The 15,368-nt window shown below is 31.6% G+C and carries 14 protein-coding genes; 13 read left to right on the plus strand and 1 reads right to left on the minus strand.

Annotated features, from left to right (window positions below; genetic code table 11):
• Positions 1-55: 55 nt before the first annotated feature.
• The 6 genes from H526_RS0106205 to H526_RS0106230 all read left to right on the plus strand — a co-directional run bounded on the left by H526_RS0106205 (position 56) and on the right by H526_RS0106230 (position 5,494).
• On the plus strand, positions 56-397 hold the full coding sequence (locus H526_RS0106205; RefSeq protein ID WP_027392197.1) for a PadR family transcriptional regulator: 342 nt from the start codon (positions 56-58) through the stop codon (positions 395-397).
• Positions 394-2,154 carry a PspC domain-containing protein gene (locus H526_RS0106210; RefSeq protein WP_027392198.1) on the plus strand — a complete coding sequence of 587 codons (1,761 nt, stop codon included), beginning with the start codon at positions 394-396 and terminating at the stop codon, positions 2,152-2,154. The genes H526_RS0106205 and H526_RS0106210 overlap by 4 nt, the downstream gene beginning before the upstream one ends.
• Before the next feature lie 46 nt (positions 2,155-2,200).
• Positions 2,201-2,920: a head GIN domain-containing protein gene (locus tag H526_RS0106215; protein WP_027392199.1), complete on the plus strand. Its 720-nt coding sequence runs from the start codon at positions 2,201-2,203 to the stop codon at positions 2,918-2,920.
• A gap of 153 nt (positions 2,921-3,073) precedes the next feature.
• Positions 3,074-3,622 carry a hypothetical protein gene (locus H526_RS0106220; protein WP_027392200.1) on the plus strand — a complete coding sequence of 183 codons (549 nt, stop codon included), beginning with the start codon at positions 3,074-3,076 and terminating at the stop codon, positions 3,620-3,622.
• A gap of 20 nt (positions 3,623-3,642) precedes the next feature.
• Positions 3,643-4,419, plus strand: coding sequence for a nuclear transport factor 2 family protein (locus tag H526_RS0106225; RefSeq protein WP_035084767.1), 777 nt, complete (start codon positions 3,643-3,645; stop codon positions 4,417-4,419).
• Positions 4,420-4,636: 217 nt separating this feature from the next.
• Complete coding sequence (locus H526_RS0106230; RefSeq protein WP_027392202.1) at positions 4,637-5,494, plus strand: GIN domain-containing protein; 858 nt, start codon at positions 4,637-4,639, stop codon at positions 5,492-5,494.
• A gap of 66 nt (positions 5,495-5,560) precedes the next feature.
• On the opposite strand, the gene trxB is transcribed toward H526_RS0106230, so the two are convergent.
• Positions 5,561-6,529, minus strand: coding sequence for a thioredoxin-disulfide reductase (gene trxB / locus H526_RS0106235; RefSeq protein WP_027392203.1), 969 nt, complete (start codon positions 6,527-6,529; stop codon positions 5,561-5,563).
• A 171-nt stretch (positions 6,530-6,700) separates the two neighbouring features.
• On the opposite strand from trxB, the gene H526_RS0106240 reads away from it, so the two are divergent.
• The 7 genes from H526_RS0106240 (at position 6,701) to H526_RS0106270 (ending at position 15,368) form a co-directional block, all read left to right on the plus strand.
• On the plus strand, positions 6,701-7,321 hold the full coding sequence (locus H526_RS0106240; protein ID WP_027392204.1) for a trimeric intracellular cation channel family protein: 621 nt from the start codon (positions 6,701-6,703) through the stop codon (positions 7,319-7,321).
• A gap of 11 nt (positions 7,322-7,332) precedes the next feature.
• Positions 7,333-7,641: a hypothetical protein gene (locus H526_RS28475; RefSeq protein ID WP_245591189.1), complete on the plus strand. Its 309-nt coding sequence runs from the start codon at positions 7,333-7,335 to the stop codon at positions 7,639-7,641.
• Between the two features lie 274 nt (positions 7,642-7,915).
• The gene (gene fabV / locus H526_RS0106250; RefSeq protein ID WP_027392205.1) at positions 7,916-9,109 is read left to right on the plus strand and encodes an enoyl-ACP reductase FabV; all 1,194 of its coding nucleotides are present in this window, start codon (positions 7,916-7,918) and stop codon (positions 9,107-9,109) included.
• 278 nt (positions 9,110-9,387) lie between these two features.
• Complete coding sequence (locus tag H526_RS28480) at positions 9,388-11,277, plus strand: OstA-like protein (protein WP_245591190.1); 1,890 nt, start codon at positions 9,388-9,390, stop codon at positions 11,275-11,277.
• An 83-nt stretch (positions 11,278-11,360) separates the two neighbouring features.
• Entirely contained in the window at positions 11,361-12,569 is a 1,209-nt protein-coding gene (locus H526_RS0106260) for an aspartate aminotransferase family protein (protein ID WP_027392206.1), read from the plus strand.
• A gap of 311 nt (positions 12,570-12,880) precedes the next feature.
• Entirely contained in the window at positions 12,881-14,278 is a 1,398-nt protein-coding gene (locus H526_RS0106265) for a tetratricopeptide repeat protein (protein ID WP_027392207.1), read from the plus strand.
• A 124-nt stretch (positions 14,279-14,402) separates the two neighbouring features.
• Positions 14,403-15,368, plus strand: coding sequence for a DUF368 domain-containing protein (locus H526_RS0106270; RefSeq protein ID WP_027392208.1), 966 nt, complete (start codon positions 14,403-14,405; stop codon positions 15,366-15,368).

Genomic DNA, 15,368 nt, shown 5'->3' on the forward strand with positions numbered 1-15,368 from the left:
ATCAATCAATTATTAATCAAAAAATGAACAGTTTAACTTTTTAAAAATCAGTTTTATGAAGATCGAAAACACAAAAGCGCAAATGCGCAAAGGTGTTCTGGAATATTGCATACTTTCAATTCTTAAGGACGATGATGCTTATGTGGCAGAGATTTTAGAGACCCTTAAAGATGCAAAGATGTTAGTTGTAGAAGGCACAATATATCCCCTACTAACCAGACTTAAAAATGCAGGCTTACTAAGCTATCGCTGGGAGGAGTCAACATCAGGACCACCACGTAAATATTATGGACTTACAGAAACAGGAAAACTTTTTCTTAAAGAATTAAACACTACTTGGGACGAATTACAAAATGCAGTAACCATAGTTACTAAACAAAAAAAGAAACAAAAATGAACAAGACAGTCAATATAAATTTAGCAGGCATATTTTTTCATATCGATGAAGACGCTTACTTAAAGCTGCAGCGCTATATTCAGGCGATAAAACGTTCGTTTACCGACTCTCAAGGTAGAGATGAAATTATCGCTGATATCGAAGCTAGAATAGCAGAACTTTTCAGTGAAAAAATAAAAGATGAAAGACAAGTAATAGGCATCAAAGAAGTTGATGAAGTAATCGAAGTAATGGGGCAACCCGAAGATTATAGATTGGATGAAGAAATTTTTGAAGATGAACCAAAATCATCATATCAAAGAACTACCAAGTCTAAACAATTATTCAGAGATACTTCTAACTCGTATGTAGGAGGTGTAAGTTCCGGGTTAAGTCATTACCTAGGTATAGATCCTATTTGGTTAAGAATCGCATGGATATTATTTACTGTATTCTCTAGTGGTGCATTTATTCTTATATATATAGCATTTTGGATTTTTGTACCAGAAGCAAAAAGTACTGCAGATTACCTAGCTATGAAAGGTGAGGCAGTAAATATCAGTAACATTGAAAAAAAAATCAAGGAAGGATTTAATGATGTTGCAGATAAAGTTAAAGACGTAGATTATCAAAAATATAGTGATAAAGTAAAAAGTGGATCTACTAGTTTCTTTGACGCCCTTGGAGATGTACTATTAGTAGTATTAAAAATATTCGTAAAATTTATAGGTGTATTACTTATAATAGTTGCAGGTATTACTTTAATAAGTCTTTTTATTAGTTTATTTACTGTTGGTACTTTTGGATTTATAGAAACACCATTTACTGAATATATTGATGTTGTCAATCATCCTAATATTCCTTTATGGTTGGTATCATTACTTACATTATTTGCAGTAGGTATTCCATTTTTCTTTTTATTCATTTTAGGATTAAAAATTGTAATCAATAATCTAAAATCAATAGGTACACCAGCCAAGTTAGCTCTTTTAGCTGTTTGGATTCTATCTGTAATAGGATTAACCGTAGTAGGGATTCGTCAAGCTACTCAAGAAGCTTATGATGCAGAAGTAATCGAAGATTCGAGAAACTTAAACATACAATCAAACGACACTTTAACTATAAAAATGGTTGGAAACAACAGATATGTAAGAGGTTTATATCACAGAAATGATTTTAAAATAAAAAGAGATGAAAATGATAATAAGGTGATTGTAATTCAGGATGTAGAAGTTTTGATTAAAGAAAACAGAGAGGATTCAACACCAAAATTAATTATTAGAAAAAATGCAGAAGGAAGTAGTTATGATGGAGCAAAAGAAAGAGCTGCTGCAATCAAGTATAATTATGACATAAAAGGGAACACCTTATTATTAGACGGATATGCTATCACTGATTACACAAATAAGTACAATGATCAAGAAGTTGAAATCATAATTTCTATACCCGAAGGGATGACAATATATGCCGATGATAATACCTCTGGTTTTAATAACTCTTGGAAATATAACGATTATCTAACTATTGATGGTAAAGAAGGTAAGTATCTAAAACTAATAGATGGAAAACTTAGTTGTCTAGACTGTCCAAAGGATGAATGGGAATACAATGAATGGGAAGAAGATGATAAGGATTCTGATGACGGAGTAAAAATTAATATCAACTCTGATGATGACAATGCAAATCTTAAGATTGACGAAGATGGAGTACAAATCAAAAGTGAAGAAGTAGATATAAAAATTGACGAGAACGGAATAAAAATCAAAACCGATAATTAGTAACAATCAAAAAACGAACAGTTTAACAAATTAAATCACTTAAATTATGACAACACTAGCTAAAATAATAGTAACCATATGCTTATCTGCATTATGTTGTTCTTGTAACATAGCCTTTAATGGAATTAGAGGTCAGGGAGATGTAATTAAAAAAGAAAAGACCATTAACGAAAACTTTGATACTATCAAATCAAGTCGAGGTTTAGATGTAGTTTTAACGAATAAAAAAGATAGAAAAGTAATCATTGAAGCTAATGAAAATTTGCATCAGCATATAGAGGTATATGTAGAAGGCGAGACACTATATATCACTTCTGACAAAAACATTTATCAAGCAGACGAGAAAACAGTATATGTATCATATGATAAACTAGGAAAAATATCTGCTACTAGTGGTTCTAAAGTAACATCTCAAGGAGCAGTTGTACAAAAAGACCTTGCAATTAGTGCAACAAGTGGTGCAGATATTGAACTAAAAGTAAAAGCGGAAACACTTACTACATCTGTAACCAGTGGAGCAATGATGGATCTATCCGGAAAAGTAAACAACCATAATGCAAGCGCAACTAGTGGTGCTGATATTAGAGCTAGTGAATTATTAAGTTTAGTATCAGAAGCAAAAGCTACTAGTGGTGCAATGATTAGAATCCATGCTAAAGATCAATTTACAGGAAAAGCAACTAGTGGTGCTAATATTAATTACTATGGAGAACCTGGAAAAGTTGATGAAGTAGAAAATTCTGGAGGAAACGTAAAAAGAAATTAAACAAATATATAACCAATAAATTCAACCACAGACCAACCACCAACCAACCAAAAATCGAACCACCTGAAAAGCTTCCATTGTTGACAGACAAGTTATTTAGATATTTATGCTTTTTGGGTGGTTTTTTCTTTTCATCATTTTAAAAATCAAAAAATGATCACACAAAAAGTAATTCAGAACAAATTACCATTCATTATTCTTGTTACATCAATAGTTGGGCTTCATATCTTTTGGGAATATCATTATAATAATGGGGTAACGACACATCATCTATTAGCCCGAGAAGATTTACCTGGAATATCAAATTGGTGGGGATTATTATCAATCCCCTTACTAAGTTGGATTTTGATTTCCTTAAGTAAGTGGCTACATAATAAAAACTCAATTACCTACAGCTTATCAAAAATCGCAAAGGGTTTTATTGGAGGATTAGTTTTCGGAATATTAATAGCTTTATTATGGGAATTACGGTTAGAAAACATTTTACAATATGCTATTTGGACGCCAATCATTCTAGCTTTTTTCATTCCAATATATCTTCCAGGAAATTTACTGGGCTTTATACTTGGGCTTACCTATACTTTTGGAGGGATCTTACCAATAGGTATCGGTTTAGTTCTCATAATAATATCATTTATGATATGGACCATTTTTAGAAAATGGATCCCAATTATACTCCAAAAAATCAATCAAAAAAATTAATCAATCAAAAACGAACTATCATGTTAAAAACAATTTTAAGTAAAACTCATAAACTTTTATTTATAGCGTTAATTCCTTCACTTCTAACCGCACAAAATAATTCTTCATTAGAAGAAACAATTCTAGAGCTAGATAAAAAATTCTGGAAATCATATAACACTTGTGATATTACTACATTTAAAACTTTTTTTGTAGAAGATTTTGAGTTTTATCACGATAAAGGAGGGCTTACTTCTGGACTTACTAAAATGATGTCCAGTGTAGAAAATGGATTATGCAATCCAGAAAACCCAAGAGTTCGCAGAGAAGTTGTAGAAGGTAGTGTACAGGTATATCCTCTAAATAATTATGGTGCAATTATTACTGGAGAACACGTTTTTTATGTTTCAGAAAAAGATAAAAAAGAAAAACTTGTTGAAATAGCTAAATTTACTCACGTTTGGCGACATAAAGATGAACAATGGAAAATGACTAGAGTTCTTAGTTACGATCACCAACCAGCGCCACAAAATACAGACAAAAAAGAAATTTCCTTATCAGATAATATCTTAAATAAATATATAGGAACCTACCAAGCGCCACAAACGGGAACAGTAATTATTACCAAAAAAGAGCAACATTTAGAAGTAAATGCTGGCAAAATGAACGCAATAGTATACCCGCAAACAGAAAATTTATTTTTTCATAAACAAAGCCCTCTCACCTTTGAGTTTATACAAGACAAGAACAGTGTAGTCTCAAAAATGATTGTACGCGAAAATGGTAAAATAGTAGAAGAAGCGAAAAAAGTAAAATAATACCTTAAATAACATTGCCTTGTTAAACGTTTTTTTTGCATTTGGTAGAAAAAAAAAGCCTCTAATCTAAAAGAGTCTTTTTTTTGGTACGTCTTTTGAAATATCGCTTAAAACAACATTATATTTAATAAATAATATTGAATTGAAGATGATATTTTTTTGACTCGTATTATACTGAAATAAAAAAAACACAGTTTAAAATAAAAACTTTCATACTATGAGAACATGGGCACTTTCTTTATTATGCCTAATCGGTTTAGGAAACCTACACGCGCAAAAAGAGAAAATAAAAGGAAATAAAATTGTAGTTACTGAACAAAAATCAGTAGATGCTTTTCATACAATACAACTCAATGATAATTTTGAAGTAACATTACAAGAAGACAGTGATAATATAATATCTATTGAGGCAGATAGTAATTTACAGGAAGTAATCAATATAACTGTACAAGATAGCATCTTAAATATTAAGTCTGATAAAAGGATCAAACGCTCAAAAGCACTTAATATTAAAATCAGTTATGCTCAAGATTTAAAGAAGATAGTATCTTTTAATAAAGTACAACTTAAATCTACTTCTTTAATAAAAGCTTCGAACATAAGAATCGAAAGTAATGATGATTCTGAGATGTTTCTAAGTATTGAAGCTGATAAAACAAGTAGTATTACAAATGGCAAATCTAATGTTGATTTACATATAAATGCAAATGAAGCTTTTTATCAAGTAAATGATGACTCCGAACTTAAAGGTATCGTAGAAGCAGATAGCCTAAAAATAGACTTATATCAAAAAGGATATGCAAAATTAGAAGGGAAAGTAACTTCGATGCTATTAAGAGCTGATGGAAATACTGATTTCTATGGTGAAAAATTAATCACAGAAAAAACTTCAATAATTGCTGAAGGTTCTACCGATTGTTATTTAATAGCCAATGAAGAAATTACTATTGAAGCCAAGGATGATTCAGAGATTTACCTTCTTGGAGAACCAAAAATCAATATCCCTGTATTTACTAATGAAGCTATATTGTACAAGAAAAAAATAGATTATAGTCCTGGTTTACTAAAACTATAATAAAAAAACACCTGATATGTATTAAATACATATCAGGTGTTTTTTATCGTATCGATATACTATTATTTACGCAGAAACTTCTTCACTAGTTTCTATTGTAGCAAGATACCTTTCTGCATCCAATGCTGCCATACAACCAGTACCTGCAGCAGTAACCGCTTGTCTATATTCTTTATCCTGAACATCTCCAGAAGCAAATACTCCAGGAATATTTGTTTTTGTAGACTTACCTTCTGTAATAATATATCCAGTATCATCCATATCAATCTGATCTTTAAAAATATCAGTATTAGGTTTATGACCAATAGCTATAAACAATCCTGTTATTGAAATTTCAGACTTATCTCCAGTTTGATTGTTTACCATACGCAGACCATCTACTACCTGATCTCCTATCACCTCATCAACTTCTGTATTATAAAGCACTTTAAGATTTGGAGTATTATTTACACGATGTTGCATAGCTTTCGAAGCTCTCATATAATCTTTACGCACAAGCATCGTAACACTAGAGCAAATATTAGCCAAATAAGTAGCCTCTTCTGCTGCAGTATCTCCCGCTCCCACGATCGCAACATCCTGTCCTTTATAAAAGAATCCATCACAAACTGCACAGGCAGAAACTCCACCTCCACGTAATTTCTGTTCACTAGGCAAACCTAAATATTTAGCAGTGGCACCAGTAGATATTATTATAGCTTCTGCTTCGATCTCTTTCGTATTATCAACTGTAACTTTATGAATACCTCCTACTTCTTTACTAAATTCGACAGAAGTAACCATCCCTATTCGGACTTCAGTTCCAAAACGCTCGGCTTGTTGCTGTAATTGCACCATCATTGTAGGTCCATCGATTCCCTCAGGATATCCCGGAAAATTATCTACCTCAGTCGTAGTAGTTAACTGACCTCCTGGTTCCATACCAGTGTACATAATTGGTTTTAAATCTGCTCTGGCTGCATATATTGCTGCAGTATAACCTGCAGGTCCTGAACCTATAATAAGGCATTTTATTCTTTCTATAGTATCTGACATAATCTTTTCTATTTAACTGATGTAAAAGTAGCAATTTGATGATAAACCTTACACTAAAGTTATTAAGAATTGTTATTCATATATAGATATCCTAGATAATCATCAGAAAGATGAATCCGAAAAATCATAATTTCAATTAGATACCCTACTTTTATTCCAAAATAAAAGAAAATGACACTTTTCGATACTTTGGATATTTTAGGAACTATTGCTTTTGCTATTTCTGGAGCTTTAAGTGCGATGAATAGAAGATTCGATCTGTTTGGAATCTTTATTATTGCATTTGTCACAGCTATTGGTGGCGGAACTCTAAGAGATGTATTAATTGGTGCAACACCTGTATCCTGGATGCAAAACACTGTAAACATGTACTTGATCGGTGGAGTAACTATACTAGCTATATTGTTCCGAAATAAAATAGATTACCTAAAAAAGTCTCTTTTCTTATTTGATACTATAGGATTAGGTATTTTTACTATTATAGGAGTAGAAACAGGCATACAGACCAACCTAGCCCCTATTGTATCTATTGCATTAGGAACCATGACGGGATGTTTTGGAGGTGTTATTAGAGATATCCTATGTAATGAAGTTCCTGTAATTTTCAGGAAAGAAATTTATGCAACGGCATCTATTGCTGGAGGAATATGTTTTATGATTTTATATACACTGAACACTCCAATTAATCTTATATATATAATTACAACCTTATTAATTATTATTATTCGACTAATTGTAGTAAAATACCAAGTTGCATTACCAATGTTTACGGTAAAAAACCATAAAAGCTAATATCATTAAAAATGAAGACGCATTTTGATTTAGATGATTTAGAATTTATACGATTATTCAAAGAAGGCACTCTGAACCCTTCTTTATTCAATCATGAAGCACACCTAAGACTAGCTTGGATATACATAAGTTTTAGTGATGCAGATACAGCCTGTAAAAAAATTTCTAATCATATTTTATCATATGTGACTAAATTAAATGCAACCGATAAGTTTAATAGTACATTGACGATTGCAGCAGTTAACATTGTAAACCACTACATACAAAAATCTAAATCGAATAATTTTAAAGGATTCATTACGGAATTTCCCGATTTATAGAACAACTTTAAAGAATTAGTAAATGCTCATTATAGTTTCGATATTTTCAACTCTAAAGAGGATAAAATGAATTATTTACCACCTGATTCACTACCTTTTTCGTAAATATTAACACATATTTTTCAACTATGTATCAATATACATTTTTAAAAATACTTTCATGGATTTTACTGGATAGTTATTGAATTTCAAAAATTATTCAATCTCCTGTTCTTTTACTTGGAAATCGACTCTTTTTAGGCTATGTTCGTACACTCAGAAAAGACATTACACAATGATTATCGAACCAAGAACTCGCGGTTTTATCTGCTTGACAGCACATCCTAAAGGATGTGAACAAAATGTACTAAATCAAATCAATTATATTAAATCTAAAGGAGCCATTGAAGGTCCAAAAAATGTACTAGTTATAGGAGCATCTACCGGGTTTGGTCTTGCTTCAAGAATTACTAGTGCTTTTGGTTCTAACGCTGCTACAATAGGAGTTTTTTTAGAAAAACCACCTAAAACAAATAGACCAGCCTCTCCAGGATGGTATAATACTGCTGCATTCGAGACACAAGCGCATGAAGCCGGATTATATGCCAAAAGTATTAATGGAGATGCATTTTCTAATGAGATAAAAGAGCAAACCATCGCTCTTATCAAGAAAGATCTAGGCCAAATTGATTTAGTAATTTATAGTTTAGCTTCTCCTGTAAGAGTACATCCAGAAACTGGAGTAAAACATAAATCCTCTTTAAAACCTATTGGAGATTCTTACACAAATAAAACTGTAGATTTCCATACCGGAAATATATCTCAAGTATCCATAGAACCTGCGACTGAAGAAGACATAGAAAATACAGTGACAGTTATGGGGGGAGAAGATTGGAAGTTCTGGATTGATGCTTTGCAAAAAGAAAATTTATTAGCTCCAGAAGCTAAAACAATTGCCTATTCTTATATTGGTCCTAAGTTAACTGAACCTGTATATAGAAAAGGAACTATTGGTCGCGCCAAAGATCATTTAGAAGCAACAGCATTTGATATTACTGATTCTCTTGCTGATATAAACGGGAAAGCATATGTTTCTGTAAATAAAGCGCTAGTAACACAAGCTAGTTCAGCTATTCCTGTTATTCCTCTATACATTTCTTTATTATACAAAATAATGAAAGAAAATAATGTTCATGAAGGATGTATAGAGCAAATGCAACGTTTGTTTGCAGATCGATTATATAACAACAATGAAATCGCTACCGATGACAAAGGCAGAATACGAGTCGATGATTGGGAAATGCGCGAAGATATTCAAGCAAAGATAAAAGAGCTTTGGGATAGTGCCACCACAGAAACGTTATCAACTATTGGTGATTTAGAAGGATACAGTAATGATTTCTTTAACTTATTTGGGTTTAAAGTAGCTGGAATCGATTATACCCAAGATGTAAATGAAGTTGTTGAAATTCCAGGATTACAATCTTAATTTAACTTTATTCTTAGTAAAGTATAGATCCCTTGTTACGTGCGGTAATAAGGGATTTTTCGTTTATAGTATTAAAAGGCTAATAACTTCTGTTTTGCGAAAATCCTTTTCTCTAAATTATACTCTAGTTAAACTTAATAACCATTAGCAGAAAATTATAATGATTCATTGATTTTAGATCAAAAATGCAACAAAACTTCATTGCTTAAGTATTTATGCATGAACGGATACAATCATTACATACAATTTTCGTTATTTTGCAGACAAATTACAGATACTTGAAAAATACATTTTTCTATATAACTTTTACACTTCTTTTTTGCACTATCTCGTTTGCTCAAGAAGGTAAAAAAATCAAGGTTCAATCAGATCGTACCATTAAAAACGAAGAACGTTTTCCCGGTGCAACGATTCTTGCCAAAGTAAAAAAACAAGTTTATATTGAACACGAAGGCATTGAAATATGGTGTGATCAAGCCGTTCATTATGGAGAAGATAAGTTTGTAAGAGCTTTTGGTAATGTAAAAATGAAGCAAGGAGATACGCTTACTATGACAAGTGCTTATGCTGAATATAATGGTAATAGTAAATTTGCATATGCGAGAGAAAAAGTCTTTTTAGAAACCCCATCGAATACATTAACAACAGATACACTATTTTTTGATCGATTACGTCAGCAAGCTTATTACAGAAGTGGTGGAACAGTAAAAGATTCTTCTAATACCCTTACTAGTAAAATAGGAAGGTATTTTATGGACAGAAAACAATATTCATTTAATACAAAAGTAAAAATTGTTAACCCAGAAAATACGGTAGATTCTGATCGTTTGGATTATTATACAGATAACGGTCATGCATATTTATACGGACCATCAACAGTAAAAGGAGAAGAAAGCACACTCTATTGCGAGCGTGGTTTTTATGATACTAAAGTAAAGACTGGATATGCTATAAAAAATGCTCGTATCGATTATGATAATCGAACTGTTTTTGGTGATAGTATATTTTATAATAGTGCCATACAATTTGCATCAGCCACGAATAACATTAAAGTATTAGATACCGCCAATAATTCGATTATTACCGGTCATTATGCAGAAGTTTTTAAGGACAAAGATTCTGTATTTATCACAAAAAGAGCATTAGCATCCACTTTACAGGAAAAAGACTCTATTTATATTCACAGTGACACTTTAATGGTTACAGGAAAACCAGAACGTAGAATTATGAATGGTTTTTATGATGTTCGAATTTTTAAAAGTAATATGAGTGGTAAGAGTGATTCTATTAATGTTGATCAAACCACTGGATATACTAAAATGATAGGAAAACCTATTATTTGGTCTCAGCGAAATCAAATGACCGGTGATACTATAAAGATTATATCAAATACTGAAACTGAAAAGCTTGATTCACTGCTAGTGTATCAAAATGCATTTTTAGTCCAAGAAGACACACTAAAAGCTGGATATAATCAGGTGAAAGGTCAAACGCTGTATGGATTATTTAAAGACAATGAAATTTATCAAGTAGATATCGATAAGAATACAGAAACTATATTTTATCAAAGAGAAAGTGAAGGAGAACTTAAACTGATTGGTATTAATAAAGTATTATCGAGCTCGATAAAATTACTACTAGAACAACGAGAAATTGTAGATGTCTACTATTATCAAAATGTAGACGGAACATTGTATAGAGAAATTGATTTGCCTGAAAATGCTAGGGAACTATCTGGTTTTAAATGGAGAGGAGAAGAACAAATACTTAGTAAGAAGGATCTTTTTAGAGGAGAAACACCTCCCAAGTTGACAAAAATAACAGGGATACCACTTCCTGTAGAAGATGATGACTTCTTTGATGAAGAAACTATAAAGCGTCTAGAAGAAAACAAATCCGAAGGTTCTCGACTATTAGAGCAAAAACTTGAAGACGCAGAATTAAAGGAAACTAATGAAGAGTTGGATGAAATTCTAAAACCCAAGAAAAAGACTAAGGAAAACACAAAAGCCAAAAAGAAAAATGATACAACTTCTAAAAAAGAATTACCAAAAAAGGTAGCTTTTGTGGACCATGATCTTAATCGTACGGCAAGACAACGAGATAGCATTACAGTAACAACGTTAAAAAACAAAAAGACTTTAGATAGTATTCAAGAAAAGAAATAAACAAGATTCTTTTTAAATCTTTTCTTTTTTTTAAACATTAAAATAAGCTATCGAAAACTTCATATTGACTTAACTTTACGAATGTGAAAAAAGATTTCTTTACTTATCAAGCGCAAACTACTCCACATCCCTTGGCAATGGAAATTTCGCATGCAGAAGGGAGTCATATTTTTTCAACTGAAAACAAAAAGTATTTAGATTTTGTAGCAGGTGTATCTGCCTGTAGTCTTGGTCACAAACATCCTAGAGTTGTGAACGCTATAAAAGAGCAACTTGACAAGTATTTACATGTAATGGTTTATGGAGAATATATTCAAAAACCGGCAGTGGAACTTACCAAATTACTAGCTTCTCTTCTACCCAATCCTTTAGAAAAAACATATTTAACAAACTCAGGAACAGAAGCAATAGAAGGATCCTTAAAATTAGCACGAAGAACTACTGGAAGAAGTGAAATCATAGCTGCTAAATTAGCGTATCATGGTAATACTATGGGATCAATGAGTGTTATGGGTTTTGAAGAACGAAAACAAGCTTTTAGACCTCTTATTCCGGATGTTTCGTTTATTAATTTCAACAAGGAAGCTGATATACAAAGCATTACAAATAAAACTGCAGGTGTCATTCTAGAAACCATACAAGGAGGAGCTGGATTCATTGAGCCTATTAATGATTATCTTAAAAAAGTTAGAAAACGCTGTAGTGAAGTTGGCGCTTTGCTAATTCTAGATGAAATTCAACCTGGATTTGGTCGTACCGGAAAACTGTTTGGATTTCAAAATTATGATATCATTCCGGATATAATTGTTATGGGAAAAGGAATGGGTGGTGGATTACCAATAGGAGCTTTTACAGCTTCTTCTTCAATGATGGATCAATTACAAGACAATCCAAAACTTGGTCATATTACCACATTTGGAGGCAATCCTGTCATCGCGGCTGCCGCTTTGGCAACTTTGCAGGAAATTACAGAAAGTGACTTAATGGCAGCAACATTAAAAAAAGAAAAATTATTTAGATCGTTCTTAGTACACCCTTTGATAAAAGAAATAAGAGGTGTCGGGTTAATGTTAGCTTTAATAACACCTTCTGCTGAAATAACAAATGAAATTGTTTTAAGATGTCAAGATAAAGGATTAATACTTTTTTGGCTTCTTTTTGAACCAAAAGCAGTACGTATTACGCCTCCTTTAACGATCTCGGAAGAAGAAATTAGTATCGGTTGTCAAATAATCATCGATATATTGGATGAACTTGTAAATCATAAAAATTCAAACATCGATATTGATTAATTCATATAAATTCCTTATATTTAGTAAGCTATCTTACCATATCGCACATCCAGTAGCATCCAAAGGCTTTTATTTTTTAAAACTGTAATCCATTCATTTATAAATGGTACGCATTTTGTTAATTAGTTTGTTAACAAACAAATGATTTCCGAAGTAGTATTATACCAATTCATTTGTAATTTTAATACAGAGGAAATCAATAATGCCAATATAAATTAAGTAAGGTGTTTTGTATTACTCTTAATTGTTGGGGAAAACAAAAAAGATTTACAACGCATTTATGATTTATTCGGCATCTTTAATCAACGTGTATGAAATTTAACCACGAAGAATTCGAAGAAAATAATTTCTCAATTACTCGATATGAGTCTATGCTGAGATCTAATGATGTTAAATTTTTTGATTCTGATGAATTCGAATCAATAATTCATCATTATCTAGAGAATGGAAAAATTGCTAAAGCCAAAAAAGCAATTTCTCTAGGACTTTCTCAACATCCTTCTTCTGTTAATCTAAAACTATTACAAGTTGAAATTCTTGTTTTTGAAGATCGTTTAGATAAAGCTGATAATCTTCTGGCACAGCTTCATGCATTGGAACCTGAAAATGAAGAAATATATATCCAAAAAGCCAATATACTTTCTAAACAAAATGATCACTTAAAAGCAATCGAATTACTAAGCACTGCGCTGCAATATACTACTGATGAAGCAGATGTATATTCTCTTATAGGTATGGAGTATTTGTTTATGGATGATTTTGAAAATGCAAAAGTAAACTTCATGCGATGTCTAGAATCAGATAATCAAGATTACTCGGCACTATATAATATTATTTACTGTTTTGATTTTCTTGAACAACATGAAGAAGCAATAAATTATCTCAATATGTTTTTAGATAAAAATCCATATTGTGAAGTTGCCTGGCATCAAGTCGGCAAACAGTACTTTGACCTTAAAGAATATGAAAAAGCTCTTGCTGCATTTGATTTTGCTATTATTAGTGATGAATATTTTATAGGTGCTTATTTAGAAAAAGGAAAGGTCTTAGAAAAATTAAAACGCTACAATGAAGCTATAGAAAATTATCGGATTACTTTAGAATTAGACGACCCAACTTCTTTTGCTCTACTCAGAATTGGTAAATGTTTCGAAAAATTAGGTAGCGATGATTTAGCAATTCAACATTTTTCTAAAACAGTGCATGAAGATCCACTTTTGGACAAAGGATGGATTGCAATCACTGATTTCTATATGAGAAAACGCAATTATCAAAAAGCGTTGTATTATACCAATAAAGCGATTAGCATAGATGCAGAAAATGTTTTATACTGGAAACGTTATGCTAAAATTAATAATCGCTTAGCTTTCTTTGAAGAAGCAGAAAGAGGATACCGAAAGGCTTTAGAACTTGGAAACTACGAGTTAGAAACTTGGCTTAATCGTTCGGATATTTTAAAATTTATCGGAGAGTCTGATGCCGCTATTCAAAATATGCAACAGGCTATTGAATTTTATCCAGAAAATGCAGAAATACAATATAGGCTAGCAGGTTTATATTACGAGAAACAAGAATTTAGCAAAGGTGAATTTCATCTTAGAAAAGCACTGGAATTAGATATTGAGTTCACTATTGTTTTGGAAGAATTATTTGAACACGTATTTAATCTTACATTAGTTCAGAATATTATTTCTGAATACAAAGGGTAATCAAGCTGTTTTTTTGTGGAATTTATAAATCAAATAGATTACTTCAATTTCCTTTAAGTAACAACAAAATTTACAACAAAAAATACATACATTTGTTTGTATAACAAATGCTAAATCAAAAAGAATGCAACGAAGTCTTAAGGACTATCTGGTAGTTTCAGCTAAAGGAATTGCCATGGGAGCTGCGGATGTAGTTCCTGGAGTTTCGGGAGGAACAATAGCTTTCATTTCGGGTATATATGAAGAGTTGATTTCTACAATCAATAATCTAGACCTTAATTTTTTTAAGGCATGGAAAAATGAAGGGTTTGTTGCTTCTTGGAAAAAATACAATCTTTCTTTTTTATTAGCACTATTTTCAGGTATCGCAATAAGTATTCTGTCATTAGCAAAAATTCTTAAATGGTTATTGCATAATGAACCGCTATTATTATGGTCATTTTTCTTTGGATTGGTATTGGCGAGTATACTTTATATTGGAAAACAAATAACAATCTGGAGTCCTAAGGTTCTTATAAGCATACTATTAGCCGCAGTTATCTCCTACTTTATAACAATTGCAGAACCAATTGCATCACCAGAAAGTCTATGGTACTTACTATTTTGTGGTTTTATAGCTATAATAGCGATGATTTTACCAGGAGTTTCCGGAGCATTCATTCTTTTAATTTTAGGAGCTTATGAAACATTCATTGGTATATTAAATCAATTTAGAGAAGGGTTGACTTCCTTAGATTTTAATCTATTATGGCAAGCATTTTATAAAATATTGATCATAGCTGTTGGAGCAATAGTTGGTTTAAAGCTTTTTTCTAAAATATTAAACTGGATGTTTAATAACCATAAGAATATGACATTAGCTTTACTTACAGGGTTTATGATAGGTTCTTTAAACAAATTATGGCCTTGGAAAAAAGTACTTTCATGGAGAACGAACTCAGAAGGTATTGAAGTTCCTTTTCTAGAAAAAAGTATTCTACCTTCTAGTTTTGATGGCGATCCTAGAATTATTTGGGTACTTCTTTTTATTATAATAGGGTTTCTATTAATTCTTGCACTAGAGCGACTCGCAACTAAAAAAGGAGATTAA

Source organism: Aquimarina latercula DSM 2041, assembly GCF_000430645.1.
In the GTDB taxonomy this organism is placed as follows: Bacteria; Bacteroidota; Bacteroidia; order Flavobacteriales; family Flavobacteriaceae; genus Aquimarina; species Aquimarina latercula.

Coding starts and splice junctions, on each gene's coding strand:
- H526_RS0106205 (WP_027392197.1), top strand. CDS start 56: ATGAAGATCGAAAACACAAAAGCGCAAATGCGCAAAGGTGTTCTGGAA.
- H526_RS0106210 (WP_027392198.1), top strand. CDS start 394: ATGAACAAGACAGTCAATATAAATTTAGCAGGCATATTTTTTCATATC.
- H526_RS0106215 (WP_027392199.1), top strand. CDS start 2,201: ATGACAACACTAGCTAAAATAATAGTAACCATATGCTTATCTGCATTA.
- H526_RS0106220 (WP_027392200.1), top strand. CDS start 3,074: ATGATCACACAAAAAGTAATTCAGAACAAATTACCATTCATTATTCTT.
- H526_RS0106225 (WP_035084767.1), top strand. CDS start 3,643: ATGTTAAAAACAATTTTAAGTAAAACTCATAAACTTTTATTTATAGCG.
- H526_RS0106230 (WP_027392202.1), top strand. CDS start 4,637: ATGAGAACATGGGCACTTTCTTTATTATGCCTAATCGGTTTAGGAAAC.
- trxB (WP_027392203.1), bottom strand. CDS start 6,529: ATGTCAGATACTATAGAAAGAATAAAATGCCTTATTATAGGTTCAGGA.
- H526_RS0106240 (WP_027392204.1), top strand. CDS start 6,701: ATGACACTTTTCGATACTTTGGATATTTTAGGAACTATTGCTTTTGCT.
- H526_RS28475 (WP_245591189.1), top strand. CDS start 7,333: ATGAAGACGCATTTTGATTTAGATGATTTAGAATTTATACGATTATTC.
- fabV (WP_027392205.1), top strand. CDS start 7,916: ATGATTATCGAACCAAGAACTCGCGGTTTTATCTGCTTGACAGCACAT.
- H526_RS0106265 (WP_027392207.1), top strand. CDS start 12,881: ATGAAATTTAACCACGAAGAATTCGAAGAAAATAATTTCTCAATTACT.
- H526_RS0106270 (WP_027392208.1), top strand. CDS start 14,403: ATGCAACGAAGTCTTAAGGACTATCTGGTAGTTTCAGCTAAAGGAATT.